Annotated in this window: 15 protein-coding genes; 13 read left to right on the plus strand and 2 right to left on the minus strand. The window is 50.8% G+C overall.

What is annotated here, in order from left to right; translation table 11 throughout:
- Window positions 1-49 precede the first annotated feature (49 nt).
- The 7 genes from napF (at window position 50) to HQN60_RS04770 (ending at window position 6140) form a co-directional block, all read left to right on the plus strand.
- Entirely contained in the window at window positions 50-529 is a 480-nt protein-coding gene (napF, locus tag HQN60_RS04740; RefSeq protein ID WP_173532577.1) for a ferredoxin-type protein NapF, read from the plus strand.
- Complete coding sequence (locus HQN60_RS04745; RefSeq protein ID WP_173532578.1) at window positions 526-789, plus strand: chaperone NapD; 264 nt, start codon at window positions 526-528, stop codon at window positions 787-789. Before napF ends, HQN60_RS04745 begins: the two co-directional genes overlap by 4 nt.
- Window positions 790-791: 2 nt before the next feature.
- Complete coding sequence (gene napA / locus HQN60_RS04750; protein ID WP_173532579.1) at window positions 792-3335, plus strand: nitrate reductase catalytic subunit NapA; 2544 nt, start codon at window positions 792-794, stop codon at window positions 3333-3335.
- Between the two features lie 64 nt (window positions 3336-3399).
- Window positions 3400-4149 (plus strand): ferredoxin-type protein NapG, encoded by a 750-nt coding sequence (gene napG / locus HQN60_RS04755; RefSeq protein WP_173532580.1) that lies wholly within the window; start codon window positions 3400-3402, stop codon window positions 4147-4149.
- Window positions 4146-4970 (plus strand): quinol dehydrogenase ferredoxin subunit NapH, encoded by an 825-nt coding sequence (gene napH / locus HQN60_RS04760; RefSeq protein WP_173532581.1) that lies wholly within the window; start codon window positions 4146-4148, stop codon window positions 4968-4970. Before napG ends, napH begins: the two co-directional genes overlap by 4 nt.
- Window positions 4971-4982: 12 nt before the next feature.
- The gene (locus tag HQN60_RS04765) at window positions 4983-5423 is read left to right on the plus strand and encodes a nitrate reductase cytochrome c-type subunit (protein ID WP_173532582.1); all 441 of its coding nucleotides are present in this window, start codon (window positions 4983-4985) and stop codon (window positions 5421-5423) included.
- A 24-nt stretch (window positions 5424-5447) separates the two neighbouring features.
- Window positions 5448-6140 carry a NapC/NirT family cytochrome c gene (locus HQN60_RS04770; protein WP_173532583.1) on the plus strand — a complete coding sequence of 231 codons (693 nt, stop codon included), beginning with the start codon at window positions 5448-5450 and terminating at the stop codon, window positions 6138-6140.
- Window positions 6141-6200: 60 nt separating this feature from the next.
- Here the strand turns inward: HQN60_RS04770 and HQN60_RS04775 are convergent, their stop codons facing one another.
- A complete protein-coding gene (locus HQN60_RS04775) occupies window positions 6201-6881 on the minus strand; it encodes a type 1 glutamine amidotransferase domain-containing protein (RefSeq protein WP_173532584.1) in 681 nt (226 codons plus the stop codon).
- Between the two features lie 116 nt (window positions 6882-6997).
- On the opposite strand from HQN60_RS04775, the gene HQN60_RS04780 reads away from it, so the two are divergent.
- The 5 genes from HQN60_RS04780 to HQN60_RS04800 all read left to right on the plus strand — a co-directional run bounded on the left by HQN60_RS04780 (window position 6998) and on the right by HQN60_RS04800 (window position 11097).
- Window positions 6998-7792 carry a ferritin-like domain-containing protein gene (locus HQN60_RS04780; RefSeq protein WP_373281555.1) on the plus strand — a complete coding sequence of 265 codons (795 nt, stop codon included), beginning with the start codon at window positions 6998-7000 and terminating at the stop codon, window positions 7790-7792.
- 461 nt (window positions 7793-8253) lie between these two features.
- The gene (locus HQN60_RS04785; protein WP_173532586.1) at window positions 8254-8613 is read left to right on the plus strand and encodes a GntR family transcriptional regulator; all 360 of its coding nucleotides are present in this window, start codon (window positions 8254-8256) and stop codon (window positions 8611-8613) included.
- Window positions 8610-9485 (plus strand): ABC transporter ATP-binding protein, encoded by an 876-nt coding sequence (locus tag HQN60_RS04790; protein WP_173532587.1) that lies wholly within the window; start codon window positions 8610-8612, stop codon window positions 9483-9485. The genes HQN60_RS04785 and HQN60_RS04790 overlap by 4 nt, the downstream gene beginning before the upstream one ends.
- Window positions 9472-10317: a hypothetical protein gene (locus HQN60_RS04795; RefSeq protein WP_173532588.1), complete on the plus strand. Its 846-nt coding sequence runs from the start codon at window positions 9472-9474 to the stop codon at window positions 10315-10317. The genes HQN60_RS04790 and HQN60_RS04795 overlap by 14 nt, the downstream gene beginning before the upstream one ends.
- Before the next feature lie 18 nt (window positions 10318-10335).
- The gene (locus tag HQN60_RS04800; protein ID WP_173532589.1) at window positions 10336-11097 is read left to right on the plus strand and encodes a GIN domain-containing protein; all 762 of its coding nucleotides are present in this window, start codon (window positions 10336-10338) and stop codon (window positions 11095-11097) included.
- Between the two features lie 167 nt (window positions 11098-11264).
- Here the strand turns inward: HQN60_RS04800 and HQN60_RS04805 are convergent, their stop codons facing one another.
- Window positions 11265-12629 (minus strand): carbohydrate-binding protein, encoded by a 1365-nt coding sequence (locus HQN60_RS04805; protein WP_173532590.1) that lies wholly within the window; start codon window positions 12627-12629, stop codon window positions 11265-11267.
- A gap of 140 nt (window positions 12630-12769) precedes the next feature.
- Between HQN60_RS04805 and HQN60_RS04810 the strand changes: the two genes are divergently transcribed.
- Entirely contained in the window at window positions 12770-13663 is an 894-nt protein-coding gene (locus HQN60_RS04810) for a helix-turn-helix transcriptional regulator (RefSeq protein WP_173532591.1), read from the plus strand.
- Window positions 13664-13777: the final 114 nt, after the last annotated feature.

Below are 13777 nucleotides of genomic sequence, written 5' to 3' on the forward strand. Positions count from 1 at the left end.
TACAGCCGAATACCCTTATTTTTATCTAATTATAGGGTTGAATGCTGCTGTGGATGTATCACGCCGCAATCTATTACGAGGTCGCCGCCCACAAACGTCGACCACGCCAGCACCACCATGGTCAGCAGAGGACTTTTTTACTCGCTGCACGCGTTGTGGCGACTGTGTCAGTGCTTGCCCCAGCCAAATTATTCAACTGGGTAGCGGTGGTTTTCCAACGATCGATTTTTCTCGTGGTGAATGCACATTCTGTGCCGACTGCACCACGGCGTGCCACAGCAAGGCGCTCGATTTAGATCGTTGTACGCCTTGGCATTTGCGCGCCAGCATCGATGATCGCTGCCTGGCGCAACACGGCGTGGATTGCCGAATTTGTGGCGAAAGTTGTGATGCCAAAGCCATCCATTTTGAACTCGCCATCGGCAAGGTGGCGCAGCCGAAAATTCAAACCGAGCAATGTACCGGTTGCGGCGCGTGTTTTGCCCTCTGCCCTAGCCAAAGCATCCAAATAAGAGAGTGTCTTGTATGAATATTTTCAGCCTCGTGATCCGCGCCGTTCCTGGCCAACTGGACACCGTCAAAGCTGCGGTTGCAGCCGTGCCCGGCGTTGAGATTCATGTTGAGCATGAAGGCAAGCTGATTATCACCGTTGAAGACGTACCCGGTGTGCGCTGCACAGAAATGCTGACCCGAATTCAAAACATCCCCAACGTCGCCTCAGCCACGTTGGCCTATGAATATTGCGACGAAGAAAACGCGCCGCCAAAAACATTAAAACAGGAGCAATGAGCATGAGTTTAGACCGCCGTGACTTTATTAAAATATCCGCTGTTACTGCTGCCGCCGCCAGCGCGGGTATTCCGCTAGCACAAGCCGCCCCCGCCAAAACCCTGCCAGCAATGGCCGGTGACGGTAAAGACGCGATTCGTTGGGACAAAGCGCCTTGTCGTTTCTGTGGTACTGGCTGTGCTGTCTTGGTCGGCACGCAAAATGGCCGTGTAGTGGCCACACAGGGCGACCCAGATGCCGAAGTGAATCGCGGTTTAAACTGCATCAAAGGCTATTTCCTTTCCAAAATCATGTACGGCTCAGATCGTTTAACTCAGCCGCTACTGCGAAAGAAAAACGGCAAATACGATAAAAACGGTGAATTCACGCCAGTGAGCTGGAATGAAGCGTTCGACATCATGGAATTGAAATGGAAAGACGCGCTGAAAACCAGTGGTCCAGAATCGATTGCGATGTTTGGCTCAGGCCAGTGGACCGTTTGGGAAGGCTATGCCGCTGCCAAGCTAATGAAAGGTGGTTTCCGTAGTAATAATCTGGACCCCAATGCCCGCCATTGTATGGCTTCGGCAGTCACGGGCTTTATGCGTACCTTTGGTATGGACGAGCCGATGGGTTGTTATGACGATATCGAAGTCGCCGACGCGTTTGTGTTGTGGGGCTCGAATATGGCCGAAATGCATCCTATTTTATGGAGCCGCATTACCGACCGCCGTTTATCTAACCCGAAAGTCAAAGTATCGGTACTTTCAACTTACGAGCACCGCTCGTTTGAATTGGCCGACAGTGGTTATGGCATGGTCTTCACGCCACAAACCGATTTGGCGATGATGAACTTTATCTGTCATCACATTATTTCTACCGGTCGAGTGAATCAAAAATTCGTTAAAGACCATTGCAAATTCAAGCTCGGTACCACCGATATTGGTTACGGTTTACGCCCGAACAACCCATTAGAAAGCAAAGCAACGGCCAACGGCTACCCTGGTGCCGACGGCAAGCCGAAGGGCAATCCAAACGATATGAGTGATTATTCGTTTGAGCAGTTTGCTAAATTTGTTGCTGATTATCCGGTGGATAAAGTCAGTAAATTATGTGGCATCCCGCAAGATCGTTTGATTGCTTTGGCTGAGCTATACGCCGATCCAAAAATCAAAGTCACTTCGTTCTGGACCATGGGCTTTAACCAGCACACCCGTGGTACGTGGGCGAACAATATGATTTACAACATTCACTTGCTCACCGGCAAAATCGCCGAGCCGGGCAATAGCCCATTCTCACTCACTGGCCAGCCTTCAGCTTGTGGTACCGCGCGTGAAGTGGGTACGTTTGCCCATCGTTTGCCAGCCGATATGGTGGTGACCAATCCTGAGCATCGTAAAACCGCCGAAAAAATCTGGAAACTGCCAGACGGCACCATTCCGGGCAAGATCGGTTTGCACGCCGTAGCCATGGCGCGCGCGATTAAAGACGGCAAAGTGAAAGTCTACTGGCAGCTCTGCAATAACAATATGCAAGCCGGCCCGAATATTAACGAAGAGCTCTACCCAGGCTGGCGTCGTCCAGACACCTTTATTGTGGTGTCTGATCCGTATCCAACCGCGTCGACTTTAGCGGCCGATTTGATCTTACCAACCGCCATGTGGGTGGAAAAAGAAGGTGCATTTGGTAATGCCGAGCGCCGCACGCAATTCTGGCGGCAACAAGTCAATGCACCGGGCGAAGCACAATCTGATTTGTGGCAGCTGATGCAATTTGCGAAACGCTTCAAAGTAGAAGAAGTTTGGCCTGCCGATTTGATCGCCAAACAAAGCAGCGTAAAAGGCAAAACCTTATACGACATCTTGTTTATGAATGGTCAGGTGAATCAGTTTAAAAACACCGATTTGCAAAAAGGCTTTGAAAACTTTGAAGCCAAGTTGGCCGGTTTCTACGTGCAAAAAGGCTTGTTTGAAGAATATGCCCAGTTTGGCCGTGGCCACGCCCATGATTTAGGCCCATTCGATCTTTACCATAAAGCGCGCGGTCTACGCTGGCCGGTGGTGAACGGCAAAGAAACCAAATGGCGCTACCGTGAAGGCTATGACGTTTATGTGAAAAAAGGTGAAGGCGTTCGCTTTTACGGTAATAAAGACGGCCGCGCCAACATCATCGCACTACCGTATCACCCGCCAGCAGAAATGCCTGATGCCAATTTTGATATGTGGCTGTGTACCGGTCGTGTGCTGGAACATTGGCATACCGGCACGATGACGCGCCGCGTTCCTGAGCTGCATAAAGCAGTACCGGAAGCGATGGTGTTTATGAACCCGAACGACGCCAAAAAACGCGGTTTGCAGCGCGGCATGGTGGTCAAAGTGGCTTCACGTCGTGGCGAAATCAAAGCGCGTCTTGAAACACGCGGTCGTAATAAACCGCCAGTGGGTTTGATCTTCATTCCATTCTTTGACGAAGGCCGTTTGGTCAACAAGCTGACTTTGGATGCAACGTGTCCAATTTCTAAAGAAACCGACTACAAAAAATGTGCGGTTAAAGTCGTTAAAGCCTAATGGAGGATAGGTATTGCCGTCCAAGCATTGCTAGCAATGAACTAGACGGCAATACCTTCATAAAATGAAAGCAACACCCAATCGACGACAGTTTATAAAAAATAGTGCAGCCGCCTGTGGTGGCGCCCTAGTGCTGTCTAGCGGCTTGGGGGTTTTGGCCAGTCAACAAGCGAAAGCACTGCCGGTACAAGCATTACGTCCGCCCGGCGCTTTGCCTGAAACGCAGTTTCAAAGTGCTTGCGTGCGCTGTGGTTTATGCGTTCGCGATTGCCCTTACGACACCTTGAAACTCGCCAGCTTAGGACAAGGCATAGGTTGGGGAACACCGTATTTTGCTGCACGAAATATCCCTTGCGAAATGTGTGAGGATATTCCCTGCGTCAAAGTCTGCCCAACCGGCGCTTTAGATCACCAGCTCACCGAGATTAACGACGCGCGAATGGGCTTGGCCGTGCTGCACGACCAAGAAACGTGCCTGAATTTTCTCGGTCTGCGCTGCGACGTCTGCTATCGCGTTTGTCCGGTGATTGATCAAGCCATTACCTTAGAAACCATGCATAACCCACGCTCAGACCGGCACGCAATGTTGATCCCAACCGTGCATTCCGATTTTTGCACCGGCTGCGGCAAGTGCGAGCAATCGTGTGTACTGCCTAAAGCAGCGATTAGCGTTTTACCGCGCGCGCTGGTGCAAGGGCAATCGGGCGAACATTACCGTAAAGGCTGGGAAGAAAAAGCCAATGCCGGCGGCCAATCATTAATCGGGCCACAAATTGCCTTACCGCCCAATCTGCCAGAGCAGGAGTCGCCATGAGGTCATTTTGGCAACGCAATCGCTGGCTGATGTTACGGCGTAGCAGCCAGCTGGTGATTTTGGCGCTGTTTTTAATCGGCCCGCTGTTGGGTATTTGGTGGGTTAAAGGCACGCTGGCGTCGAGCTTTAGTTTTGGCTTTTTACCGCTGACCGATCCGATGATTTTGCTGCAAACGTGGCTTGCTGGGCATACGCCTGAGCGGCAAGCCGTGATCGGTGCCGCGCTGGTACTGGCGGTGTATTTGATTGTGGGTGGCCGAATGTTTTGTAGCTGGGTTTGTCCGGTTAATTTAATCACCGATTTTGCCCGCTGGTGTCGTAGCCGATTGGGTTTAAAAGCTGGGCAGCAAGTGGCCAGAAATACCCGTTATTGGCTATTAGCTGGCGTCTTACTGCTGTCGTTCATTACGCAAACGGTGGCTTGGGAATGGGTGAATCCGGTTACCGGATTGCAGCGCGGCATGCTGTTTGGCATGGGTTTGGCGTGGACGATGGCCATCGCGATTTTTATTTACGACACCGTTTTGGTGAGCCGCGGTTGGTGTGGACATTGGTGTCCGGTGGGGGCTTTTTATGCGCTGGTCGGTAAAACCGCGCTCATCCGCATTACCGCGCCCAAACGCCACGCTTGTGATGACTGCATGCAGTGCTTTTATGTCTGCCCTGAGCCGCAAGTGATTCGGGTGGCGCTCAAAGGCCAAGGTAGCCCGGTGATTGTGGCGGGCGAATGCAGCAATTGCGCGCGCTGTATCGATGTTTGTGATCAAGACGTTTTCAAAATTAGCCATCGCTTTAATCAACATACTGATTTACCACTTTAAGGGAGAAATACAATGAAAAAACTAGCCTGTATTTTAGGAATGCTGCTGGCCTTTGGCCTTGGCGCCATCGGCGTGCAAGCGGATGAACTCAAATCACTGCGCGGTACTGAAGCCGTCAGTGGCGACGTGGCCCCCGAGCACTACCGCTGGGAGCGCGATAGCCGTCCACTGCCACGCCAGTTTGTACAGCAACCGCCGTTAATTCCGCATTCCATCAAGGGTTATAACGTCACCACTGAATACAATAAATGCCTCGATTGCCATAGCTGGGATCGCACCGCTGAAACTGGCGCCACCAAGGTATCGATTACCCACTTCAAAACTCGTGGCGGCACTGAGCTGACCAATATTTCTCCACGCCGTTATTTCTGCCAGCAATGCCACGTACCGCAAACCGATGCCAAACCACTGGTAGGTAGCTCGTTTAAACCTGCCAATGGCTTAGTGAAATAATTCGCCCACAAAGGAAGAAGCACCATGAGCGAAAGCAAACCTAGCCTTAAAGCACGACTGTGCGAGCGACTCAAAAAACTACGCACGATTAAAATCGGCATTGTTGGCATTGTGATTGCCTTTGTCGTGGGGATTATGTTTTGGGGCGGTTTTAACACCGCGCTCGAAATGACCAATACCGAGAAATTCTGCCTGTCTTGTCATGAGATGGCCGACAATGTGTATCCGGAATATCAAGATACGATTCACTACACCAACCGCTCTGGCGTGCGGGCAACTTGTCCAGATTGCCATGTACCGCATGAGTGGGGTCCAAAAATGATTCGTAAGATTGAAGCGTCTAAAGAAGTCTGGGGCATGCTCACGGGAACGATTGATACCCGTGAAAAATTCCTCGCAAAACGCGAACAATTAGCGCAAAACGAATGGAAGCGAATGAAAGCCAATGATTCGCAAGCCTGCCGTAATTGCCATAATTATGAGTATTTTGACTATATGGAGCAAAACTCACGCTCGGCCACAGCCCACCAAAAAGGCTTTGCTGAAGGCGCAACGTGTATTGACTGCCATAAAGGGATTGCCCATCAATTGCCTGCGGTACACCAAAATGTACGCGCTGGCGAAGCCGGTGTAACGGCGGAAGTAATGCATCCAACACGCATTAAAGCCAGTGCGGCCAGTGCGGTGGACGATGAGGATTTTGCAGGGATTGAATAAGAATCCAGCAATACCAAACGGGGCTCGATTGAGCCCCGTTTTTTTATGTCGATTCAATGCTCATGCTTGCAACTGAGCCAATAATTTTTGTGCCACAAGTTCAGAGGACGCCGGATTTTGCCCAGTAATCAAATGGCCGGAACTCACGGCATACGGCTGCCAATCTTCGCCTTTGGAATACACGCCACCTTTAGCAACCAGTTCATCTTCTAATAAAAACGGCACCACATCGGTTAAGCCAACGGCAGCTTCTTCTGAATCACTAAAGCCGGTCACCGCTTTGCCCGCCACCAACGGTTGACCATCGGGCGCTTTTACATGCCGCAACGCCGCTGGCGCATGACACACTAAGGCGACGGGTTTGCCCGCCGCATACAGGGTTTCTAGCAAGGCAATCGATTGTGCGTCTTCGGCTAAATCCCACATTGGGCCATGGCCACCGGGATAAAACACCGCATCGTAATCACTGGCTTTCACATCGGCTAATTTAAGCGTTTTGGCCAAAGCCGCTTGCGCGGCAATATCTTGTTTAAAGCGCGTCGTGGCTGGGGTTTGAAAATCAGCCGCATCACTTTTAGGGTCTAGTGGTGGCTGACCACCGAGTGGTGACGCCAGCACCAGCTCAGCGCCAGCATCAAGTAGCAAATAATACGGTGCTGCAAACTCCTCAAGCCAAAAACCAGTTTTCTGGCCGGTGTCGCCCAGTTGATCGTGCGAAGTCAGTACCATTAAAATTTTCATTGCGCCTCTCCAAACCATTTCACGCTGGCGGATGCCAGCCGCGATTCACCCAGTTGATCTTAGACCGGCACTTGCCAGTCAGCCATCAGCGCGTAATACTGGCGCTGCTTTTATCTTTGGAACCCGCCGTGTTTGCTGCTGCCTTTGCTGCCTTAATTGAATCGAACCCCCAGATTAAAATCGCCAAACTGGCCGAAATTCATCTCGAGCAACGCGATCTGCTCGATCCCACGCCGATTATTCCAATTGAAAGCCCCGGCCGCCCGACTCACCCAGAATTGGTCGCCCCCAAAGATTTACCTCGACGCCGCAATTTGGCCGAAGCCGAAAACCGCGCGGCGCTGTTGCATGCCTTTGCACATATTGAATTTAACGCCATCAATCTAGCGCTGGATGCACTGTATCGGTTTCGCCAGATGCCCGCGCAGTATTATGCCGATTGGCTAAAAATTGCCGTTGAAGAAGCGTATCACTTCAATTTGCTGTGCGAGCATTTACAAACACTCGGTTTTACCTACGGCGACTTTCCAGCGCATAACAGCTTATGGGAAATGGCGGTCAAAACCGATCAGGATGTGATGGCACGAATGGCCTTGGTGCCGCGAATATTAGAAGCGCGTGGCCTTGATGCCGTACCACCGATTCGACAAAAACTCGCCAATATCGGCGATCAGCGCGCGTGTGAAATTCTAGACATTATTCTGGCCGATGAAATCGGCCATGTGCGCATTGGCAACTATTGGTATCACTGGTGTTGCCAAGAGCGCCAGCTCGAACCGATTGCCACATTTGTTGCGCTACTGCGCGATTATGAAGCGCCCGTATTTCGCGGCACCCTCAACCACATCGCCCGCCAAGCGGCTGGATTTACTACTGAGGAAATGGCTTTAATTGAGTCGTTAAAAGAATAGAAAAAGCAAGGGTATTGCCTTTTATGCTTTGGATTTAAATGCAATCAAGTCAATACCTAGTATAAAAAATAATTTCAGTTTGATGCTGTGCCACACTCGTCGAGCTGGGGCTTAAAAACCCGTTCAAGCGCACCGAGTGAGGAGAGAGACAAACGGTTTTATCGTTTGGCTCACGATCGATCGAGGGCACAGCGGAGCTGGGCGTGATCAAAAGCGCCTTTCTTTCCCCCTCTTTCTTTGGCGAGTCAAAGAAAGAGTGAGCCGCCACTGACTGCGACTGTAAATCACCGTGCCGCAGGCACTTAAAACCATCTACACGCTATCTAAGCAATACCCCGTAAAACTCTGCCTATTTTTTTACCTTTAACGACCTCACATTCCACAATAATCCATCACGCCACTTGTCAATCGCTAAACTCACATCTATAGTGTGCTACATACCTAACACACAAGTACAGAACATGGCCGACTGGAATAATCAATCGCCCATCTATTTGCAGCTGGCTGAGCACTTAAGCCAAGCCTTGCTCGATGGACAACCGCAAGAAGGGCAAGCAATGCCTTCGGTGCGTCTATTGGCTGCTGAATATGGCCTGAATCCCCTCACGGTAAATCGTGCCTTGCAAGCGATGGTGGAAGGCGGTTTGCTCGAAAGCCGCCGTGGCTTGGGCATGTTTGTTTTACCGCAAGCGAGCGAGCGATTGCGTGCTGCCGATCGTGCGCGTTTTTTAAGCCAAGAATGGCCGCTATTGCGCGCCAAATTGCAACGTTTAGGCATTAGCGCCAGCGATTTAGACTGGCATGCCAAGGAGTCCGCATGAACGACTTAGTCAAAGTCAGTGATTTAAGCATTCGCTATGGCAATAAAACTGCGGTCAAGCAGATCTCGTTTACCTTACCTGCCGGGCAAATTGTCGGTCTATTGGGTAGTAATGGCGCCGGGAAAACCTCGCTGATGCAGGCGATGATGGGCTTGATACCTTATCAAGGCCAAATTGAAATTTTGGGCTTTAATCCGCAAACACAGCGCGAGGCGATGCTAGAGCACGTTTGCTACATCCCTGATGTGGCGATTTTGCCGCCGTGGATTGTCGTTGCCGATTTACTCCAATTGATGTGTGGCCTGCATCCAAAATTTAAGCTTGAATTGGCGCAGCAAAAGCTGGCGCAAACGATTATTCCGCTCAACGCCAAGGTTAAACAACTGTCGCGCGGCATGATTGTGCAACTGCATTTGGCCATCATTAGCGCCATTGATGCCCAGCTGATGATTTTGGACGAGCCCACGCTAGGGCTAGATATTCCCGCCCGCAAAGCGTTTTACGATATGTTGATCAACGATTGGTGCTCTGACACACGCACCGTACTGATTGCCACGCATCAAGTCGATGAGATCGAAAATCTACTCTCGAATGTGATGATGATTAATCACGGGCAATTGGTGCTGAACGAGAGCATTAGCCATCTGGATGAGCGCTTTATCGGTGTGCGTTATGGGCTAGACGCTGCAGCGCAAATTGAGGCCGCCGCTCCGCTACACCGCTTTCGGCAAATGGGCGGGGAATGCGCGATTTTTGCGGGGAATGCGCCCAGCAATATTGATCAACTCGGCCAAACCTTCCGCGTTGAACTTGCCGATTTATTTGTCGCCTTAGCACAACCGAGCATGGAGAAACCACATGCAACAGTTTAAAACCCTAATGCTGCGCGAATGGCTGCAGCAACGTCGCTCTTGGCTATTACTCGGCTTATGGACGCCTGTGATTGCATGGGCGCTGCTGTATATCGTGCTGATATATCAAGGCATGCCGCAGTTTAATAGCACAACGATTTCGGATGCGGCTAAAGTCGCGAGCTTTGGCATTTCAACTCAATCGAGCATGGTGCTGTATATCGCGCTGATTGGTGTCTTGCTGACGATTCCCGGCCTGCCGTACCGTGATAAAGATGATAAATCGTTGTCTTTTTGGCGCTCTTTGCCCATCAATGAAGCAAACGCGGTGATTGTGCCGGTGTTGATGAATGCGCTGCTACTGCCTCTATTGGCCATCGTACTCGCTATTACTCTGAATTTATTGCTGTCTGCACCACTGTGGATCACTCACTGGACAGCTCTCATGGGGGCGAACCTATTGCTGGCATTGATTGGTTTTAGCCTGCAGGCCCTACTGACCTTGCTGTGGTTTTTACCCTTAGTCCTATTGTTGGCACTAGGCAATAGCGCAGTTCGCCGCTGGGGGATGGTGATGGTCTTGATTGGCGCATTTATGGCGCAGTCCTTACTCGGCAGTCTGAGCAATGACGCGCCCGCCAGCCGTTTTGTGGATATTTATTTTTCGGGGTTATTTGGTGTGATAGATCAAATCGATTTAGGCCGCTTTTTGAGTGCGAGCAGCAATCTATCCGATCAAGTTGGCAATCTGCTGCGCTTTGCCATTAATCCACCTTTTGTTATGGCGCTGCTAATCAGTGGACTATGCCTCGCCGCGCTGATTTGGCGACGCAAAGCCGGTCAAACCGCATAAATCTTTGGGGGAAGCATCATGAATAAATTGAAGCCGCTAAAACAATGGTTATTTCCTGCTTGCGTGTTGGCCGTATTGGCCTTGGGCACAGTGACTGTCTGGCACGCAAAGCCCAACCCACATTTTGTGATTAACAGTGGCGCCGCTGCATTTGAATTTGCACTGCAAAGCAAAGGTGCAATTCAACCGAGCGGCAAGGTGATCGAGGTTTTGCTCAGCAACCAAGGGGCGAAATTAATTAATCATAGCCCTGTGAATGTGCGGCAATTTTCTTCGCCTAAAGCAAGTGTTGAGTTAGATGAAGCGCTGCTGGCCGAGTTGGATCAGGACTTATTGGCGCAAGGCATTATCCAGCTACGCACCGAGCAAAATATCAGCCCCAATATGCCAGCGATTGTTTTTAATAGCGCCCTGGTAGCTGAGCAAAGCGTTTTGAGCGAGGTGGAGAATCACGGTACTGGCGTCACGAGAATCCAGTCACCCAATTTGAAACAAATCAGTGTTTCTAATCGTGGCACAGGCAGGGTCGAAATATTGACCAACACAGTACAATCGGCCACGGTTTCTAATTATGGTGTTGGCGATGTCTACATGCCGAATGTGGGAAACATTGAAATCGATAGTCGTGGGACCGGCAACGTCTACGTTGAAAATGCCGAAACCGCGACGATTCAGTTGTATGGCGTTGGCACAGTTTCATTTGCCAACGAGCCACAAATCAATTCAACCATCAAAGGGATGGGGAAAATCAAAACCAATACCCCGCACCCTTATCAATAAGGGCCAGCCACTGTAATGCGCATGCAGTGGCCCCTTAACAATATTGGTGTTGAATAAAAGCAATATGCCGCTTGCTGGCAGCAACACATCATCGGAAAAAACCCAGCAACAAAGGGTATCTCCACCTAGCGCATTACAATCAATGACTAGGTAGCGATACCCTTAGATTAACGAATGTTTTTCACTGCGGCGAGCCCTTGCTGGCGCAATTGCTGAACTTGCGCTTCGACTTCGCTGGTGCTCAATTGTTGATCTTGGCGGTGGTAAACCCAATCGATGTCTTCTTGGTATTCACGCAGTTCATTACTCTGAATCAGCCCGCTGCCGTTAAACCACAATTGAAACGACAGATACATCGGATGGTCTGGCTGCGCTTTACCACGGTAGCTTTGTACTAAACGGCCATCGATATAAAACCGAATTTCGTCGTTGTGCACATTCATCACCAGCGTATGCCAGCCGGCAAAGCTTTGTTGGGTGGCGACAGCGACGTGATTTTCCGGATCGTACGCCGCAATGGCGTAGGTACCGCTCCACATGGTTGGCGCAGCAATTCCCCAACCGCCATTAGGTAGGTATTCAAAATCGATTTCGCTATACGGCTCGCCACCTTCTAGGTAAGGCGTGATGCCAAAGAAGGTTTGCACGACAGAGTCATCATCGGGACCTTGCACTGGCGCATCGGTAAAGTACATCCGCGCCGCCCAAGTGCCATTTTGATACCGCGCTTCGGTCGTCATCAGCTCGACTTGCGAGCTTTGCCCACCATTGGCTCGGTTGCCTACCACTTGGTCGGCGCTGATATTGCTGCTGGCTTTTAAGCGCATCAACGTATTGCCCGGCTGCGCTGCATCGCTCAAGAACGAGATATTGTTCGGGCTCCACTGCCCATTACTCAATCCCGGACCGCCATCCCAGCTGCGTAATAGCCAGCCATTATTCGCCAATTGGCTGGTATTGCTATAGCTAAAGTCATCGAATAATAAGCCCACGGTGGAAACCGGCTCGGTTTGCTTACATGCGCCTAAATCCAGCCAACCGCCCCAAGTGTCTTGGCTTTGCGGTGCGCGATCAACCCACCATTTAGCCGTGAAGTTATGTCCTTGATAACTGACATTGGCGCCAGCGGTATACACCTTGCCGCTCTCCCAAGGCGTGCTACAAGCACCATTCGGTGTTGGGCTTGGGCTTGGGCTTGGGCTTGGGCTTGGGCTTGGGCTTGGGCTTGGGCTTGGGCTTGGGCTTGGGCTTGGGCTTGGGCTTGGGCTTGGGCTTGGGCTTGGGCTTGGGCTTGGCAGGGTACTGCCGCTGGCCCCCAAGTCAAGCCAAAGCGTCGCAGAAACTGCAGGATTCCAACCGGCACCTACATAAGCAGTGTGGGCAATGATGGCTTGATAAGTATGATTTTGATAACTCACCCGCTGGCCGAGCGAGTAGGTTTTCCCTTCTTGCCACGCTGGATCTGCAGCATATGCAACACTAGCCACGCTGAAAATCGTGGCGGCCAAGATGGCCCTGTTAAACTCATTCATCCTGTCTCCATCCTGTTCATTTTTATAATAATGAATCAAAGTCATTGCTCACCCTAAAGCCGCAGTGAGTAAGCCACACTAAACGATGAGGAAGAATGACGAAATAGCAGAATGAAACTTGCGTTTTGTCCAGATCGAACATGTCGATGATCTATCAAGAGTTATTTGAGGTTGGCCCAGAAACGCAGCAAATGAGCGTTGGCGTGCGTGCGTTTCATCACCCGCAGCTCACCAGCCTTGCCGAACATCATATTCACTTTATGGGCGTATCCGAGGCGCGTGGCCAGTTTCATATTGAGCGAATGGGCGCGCCATTTCATATCTTATTGATTGGCGTCGAAGGACAAGGCGAGATTATTGATGGCGAGCGCAGGCTGACTTTAGGACCGAATCAACTGGCGGTATTGCCGGCGTATGGCCATCGTGGCTTTCAGCGGCGCAGTGAACATTGGCGCTTTGCTTGGTTTTTGCTCGATGACGTGCCGTACTGGAATAAACTTGCAGGTGCCGATGCCAGCGTTGTTTCGGTGCAATACGCCCACAATCTATTTTATGCCTTACACACCTTGTGCTTTGAAGCGCGAATCAAACAGCAATCGCAAGCTGGCAGTGCGCTGCAATTGGTGATGACTTTATTACAGCGGATGCTCAACGGTGCGGTGCAAAGCATGGCATTGCCGGATCGATTACAGCAATTATTTTCCGGCATTTTTTATGCGCCAGCGCAAAGCTGGCGTGTCGATGTACTGGCGCAGCAATATGGCGTGAGCGCCGCACACTTTCAAAGGCTGTGTATCAAATATTTGGGCGCTACGCCGCAGCAATTGATTATTCAACAACGCATGCAAAGAGCGCACCAATTATTATCCAGCGGCAATCATAGCGTCAGCGATGTCGCGATTATGGTGGGCTATGAAGAAATCGCCAGTTTTTCACGGCGCTTTCGTAGTCACTTTGGTTTACCACCGGGTGAAATTAGTCGCGCACAGCACCGCAAATGCGCCGACACCCATCCCAGCGTAACGCCAAACTAATCAGCAGCGCCTGCTGGTTACTGCGGCTCATGATTCACGGTATAAATACCGAAACCCTATGGCGTTTTTACGCAGAGAATCAATTACTTAAACGATAAAATTAGCAATTGATTA

This window comes from Deefgea piscis (assembly GCF_013284055.1).
GTDB lineage: Bacteria > Pseudomonadota > Gammaproteobacteria > Burkholderiales > Chitinibacteraceae > Deefgea > Deefgea piscis.

Excerpts from the sequence above, each read along its gene's own strand:
- HQN60_RS04800 (WP_173532589.1), top strand. The coding sequence starts at position 10,336 with ATGAATAAATTGAAGCCGCTAAAACAATGGTTATTTCCTGCTTGCGTG.
- HQN60_RS04810 (WP_173532591.1), top strand. The coding sequence starts at position 12,770 with ATGTCGATGATCTATCAAGAGTTATTTGAGGTTGGCCCAGAAACGCAG.
- HQN60_RS04790 (WP_173532587.1), top strand. The coding sequence starts at position 8,610 with ATGAACGACTTAGTCAAAGTCAGTGATTTAAGCATTCGCTATGGCAAT.
- napG (WP_173532580.1), top strand. The coding sequence starts at position 3,400 with ATGAAAGCAACACCCAATCGACGACAGTTTATAAAAAATAGTGCAGCC.
- napH (WP_173532581.1), top strand. The coding sequence starts at position 4,146 with ATGAGGTCATTTTGGCAACGCAATCGCTGGCTGATGTTACGGCGTAGC.
- HQN60_RS04805 (WP_173532590.1), bottom strand. The coding sequence starts at position 12,629 with ATGAATGAGTTTAACAGGGCCATCTTGGCCGCCACGATTTTCAGCGTG.
- HQN60_RS04785 (WP_173532586.1), top strand. The coding sequence starts at position 8,254 with ATGGCCGACTGGAATAATCAATCGCCCATCTATTTGCAGCTGGCTGAG.
- HQN60_RS04745 (WP_173532578.1), top strand. The coding sequence starts at position 526 with ATGAATATTTTCAGCCTCGTGATCCGCGCCGTTCCTGGCCAACTGGAC.
- HQN60_RS04770 (WP_173532583.1), top strand. The coding sequence starts at position 5,448 with ATGAGCGAAAGCAAACCTAGCCTTAAAGCACGACTGTGCGAGCGACTC.
- napA (WP_173532579.1), top strand. The coding sequence starts at position 792 with ATGAGTTTAGACCGCCGTGACTTTATTAAAATATCCGCTGTTACTGCT.
- HQN60_RS04795 (WP_173532588.1), top strand. The coding sequence starts at position 9,472 with ATGCAACAGTTTAAAACCCTAATGCTGCGCGAATGGCTGCAGCAACGT.
- HQN60_RS04765 (WP_173532582.1), top strand. The coding sequence starts at position 4,983 with ATGAAAAAACTAGCCTGTATTTTAGGAATGCTGCTGGCCTTTGGCCTT.
- HQN60_RS04775 (WP_173532584.1), bottom strand. The coding sequence starts at position 6,881 with ATGAAAATTTTAATGGTACTGACTTCGCACGATCAACTGGGCGACACC.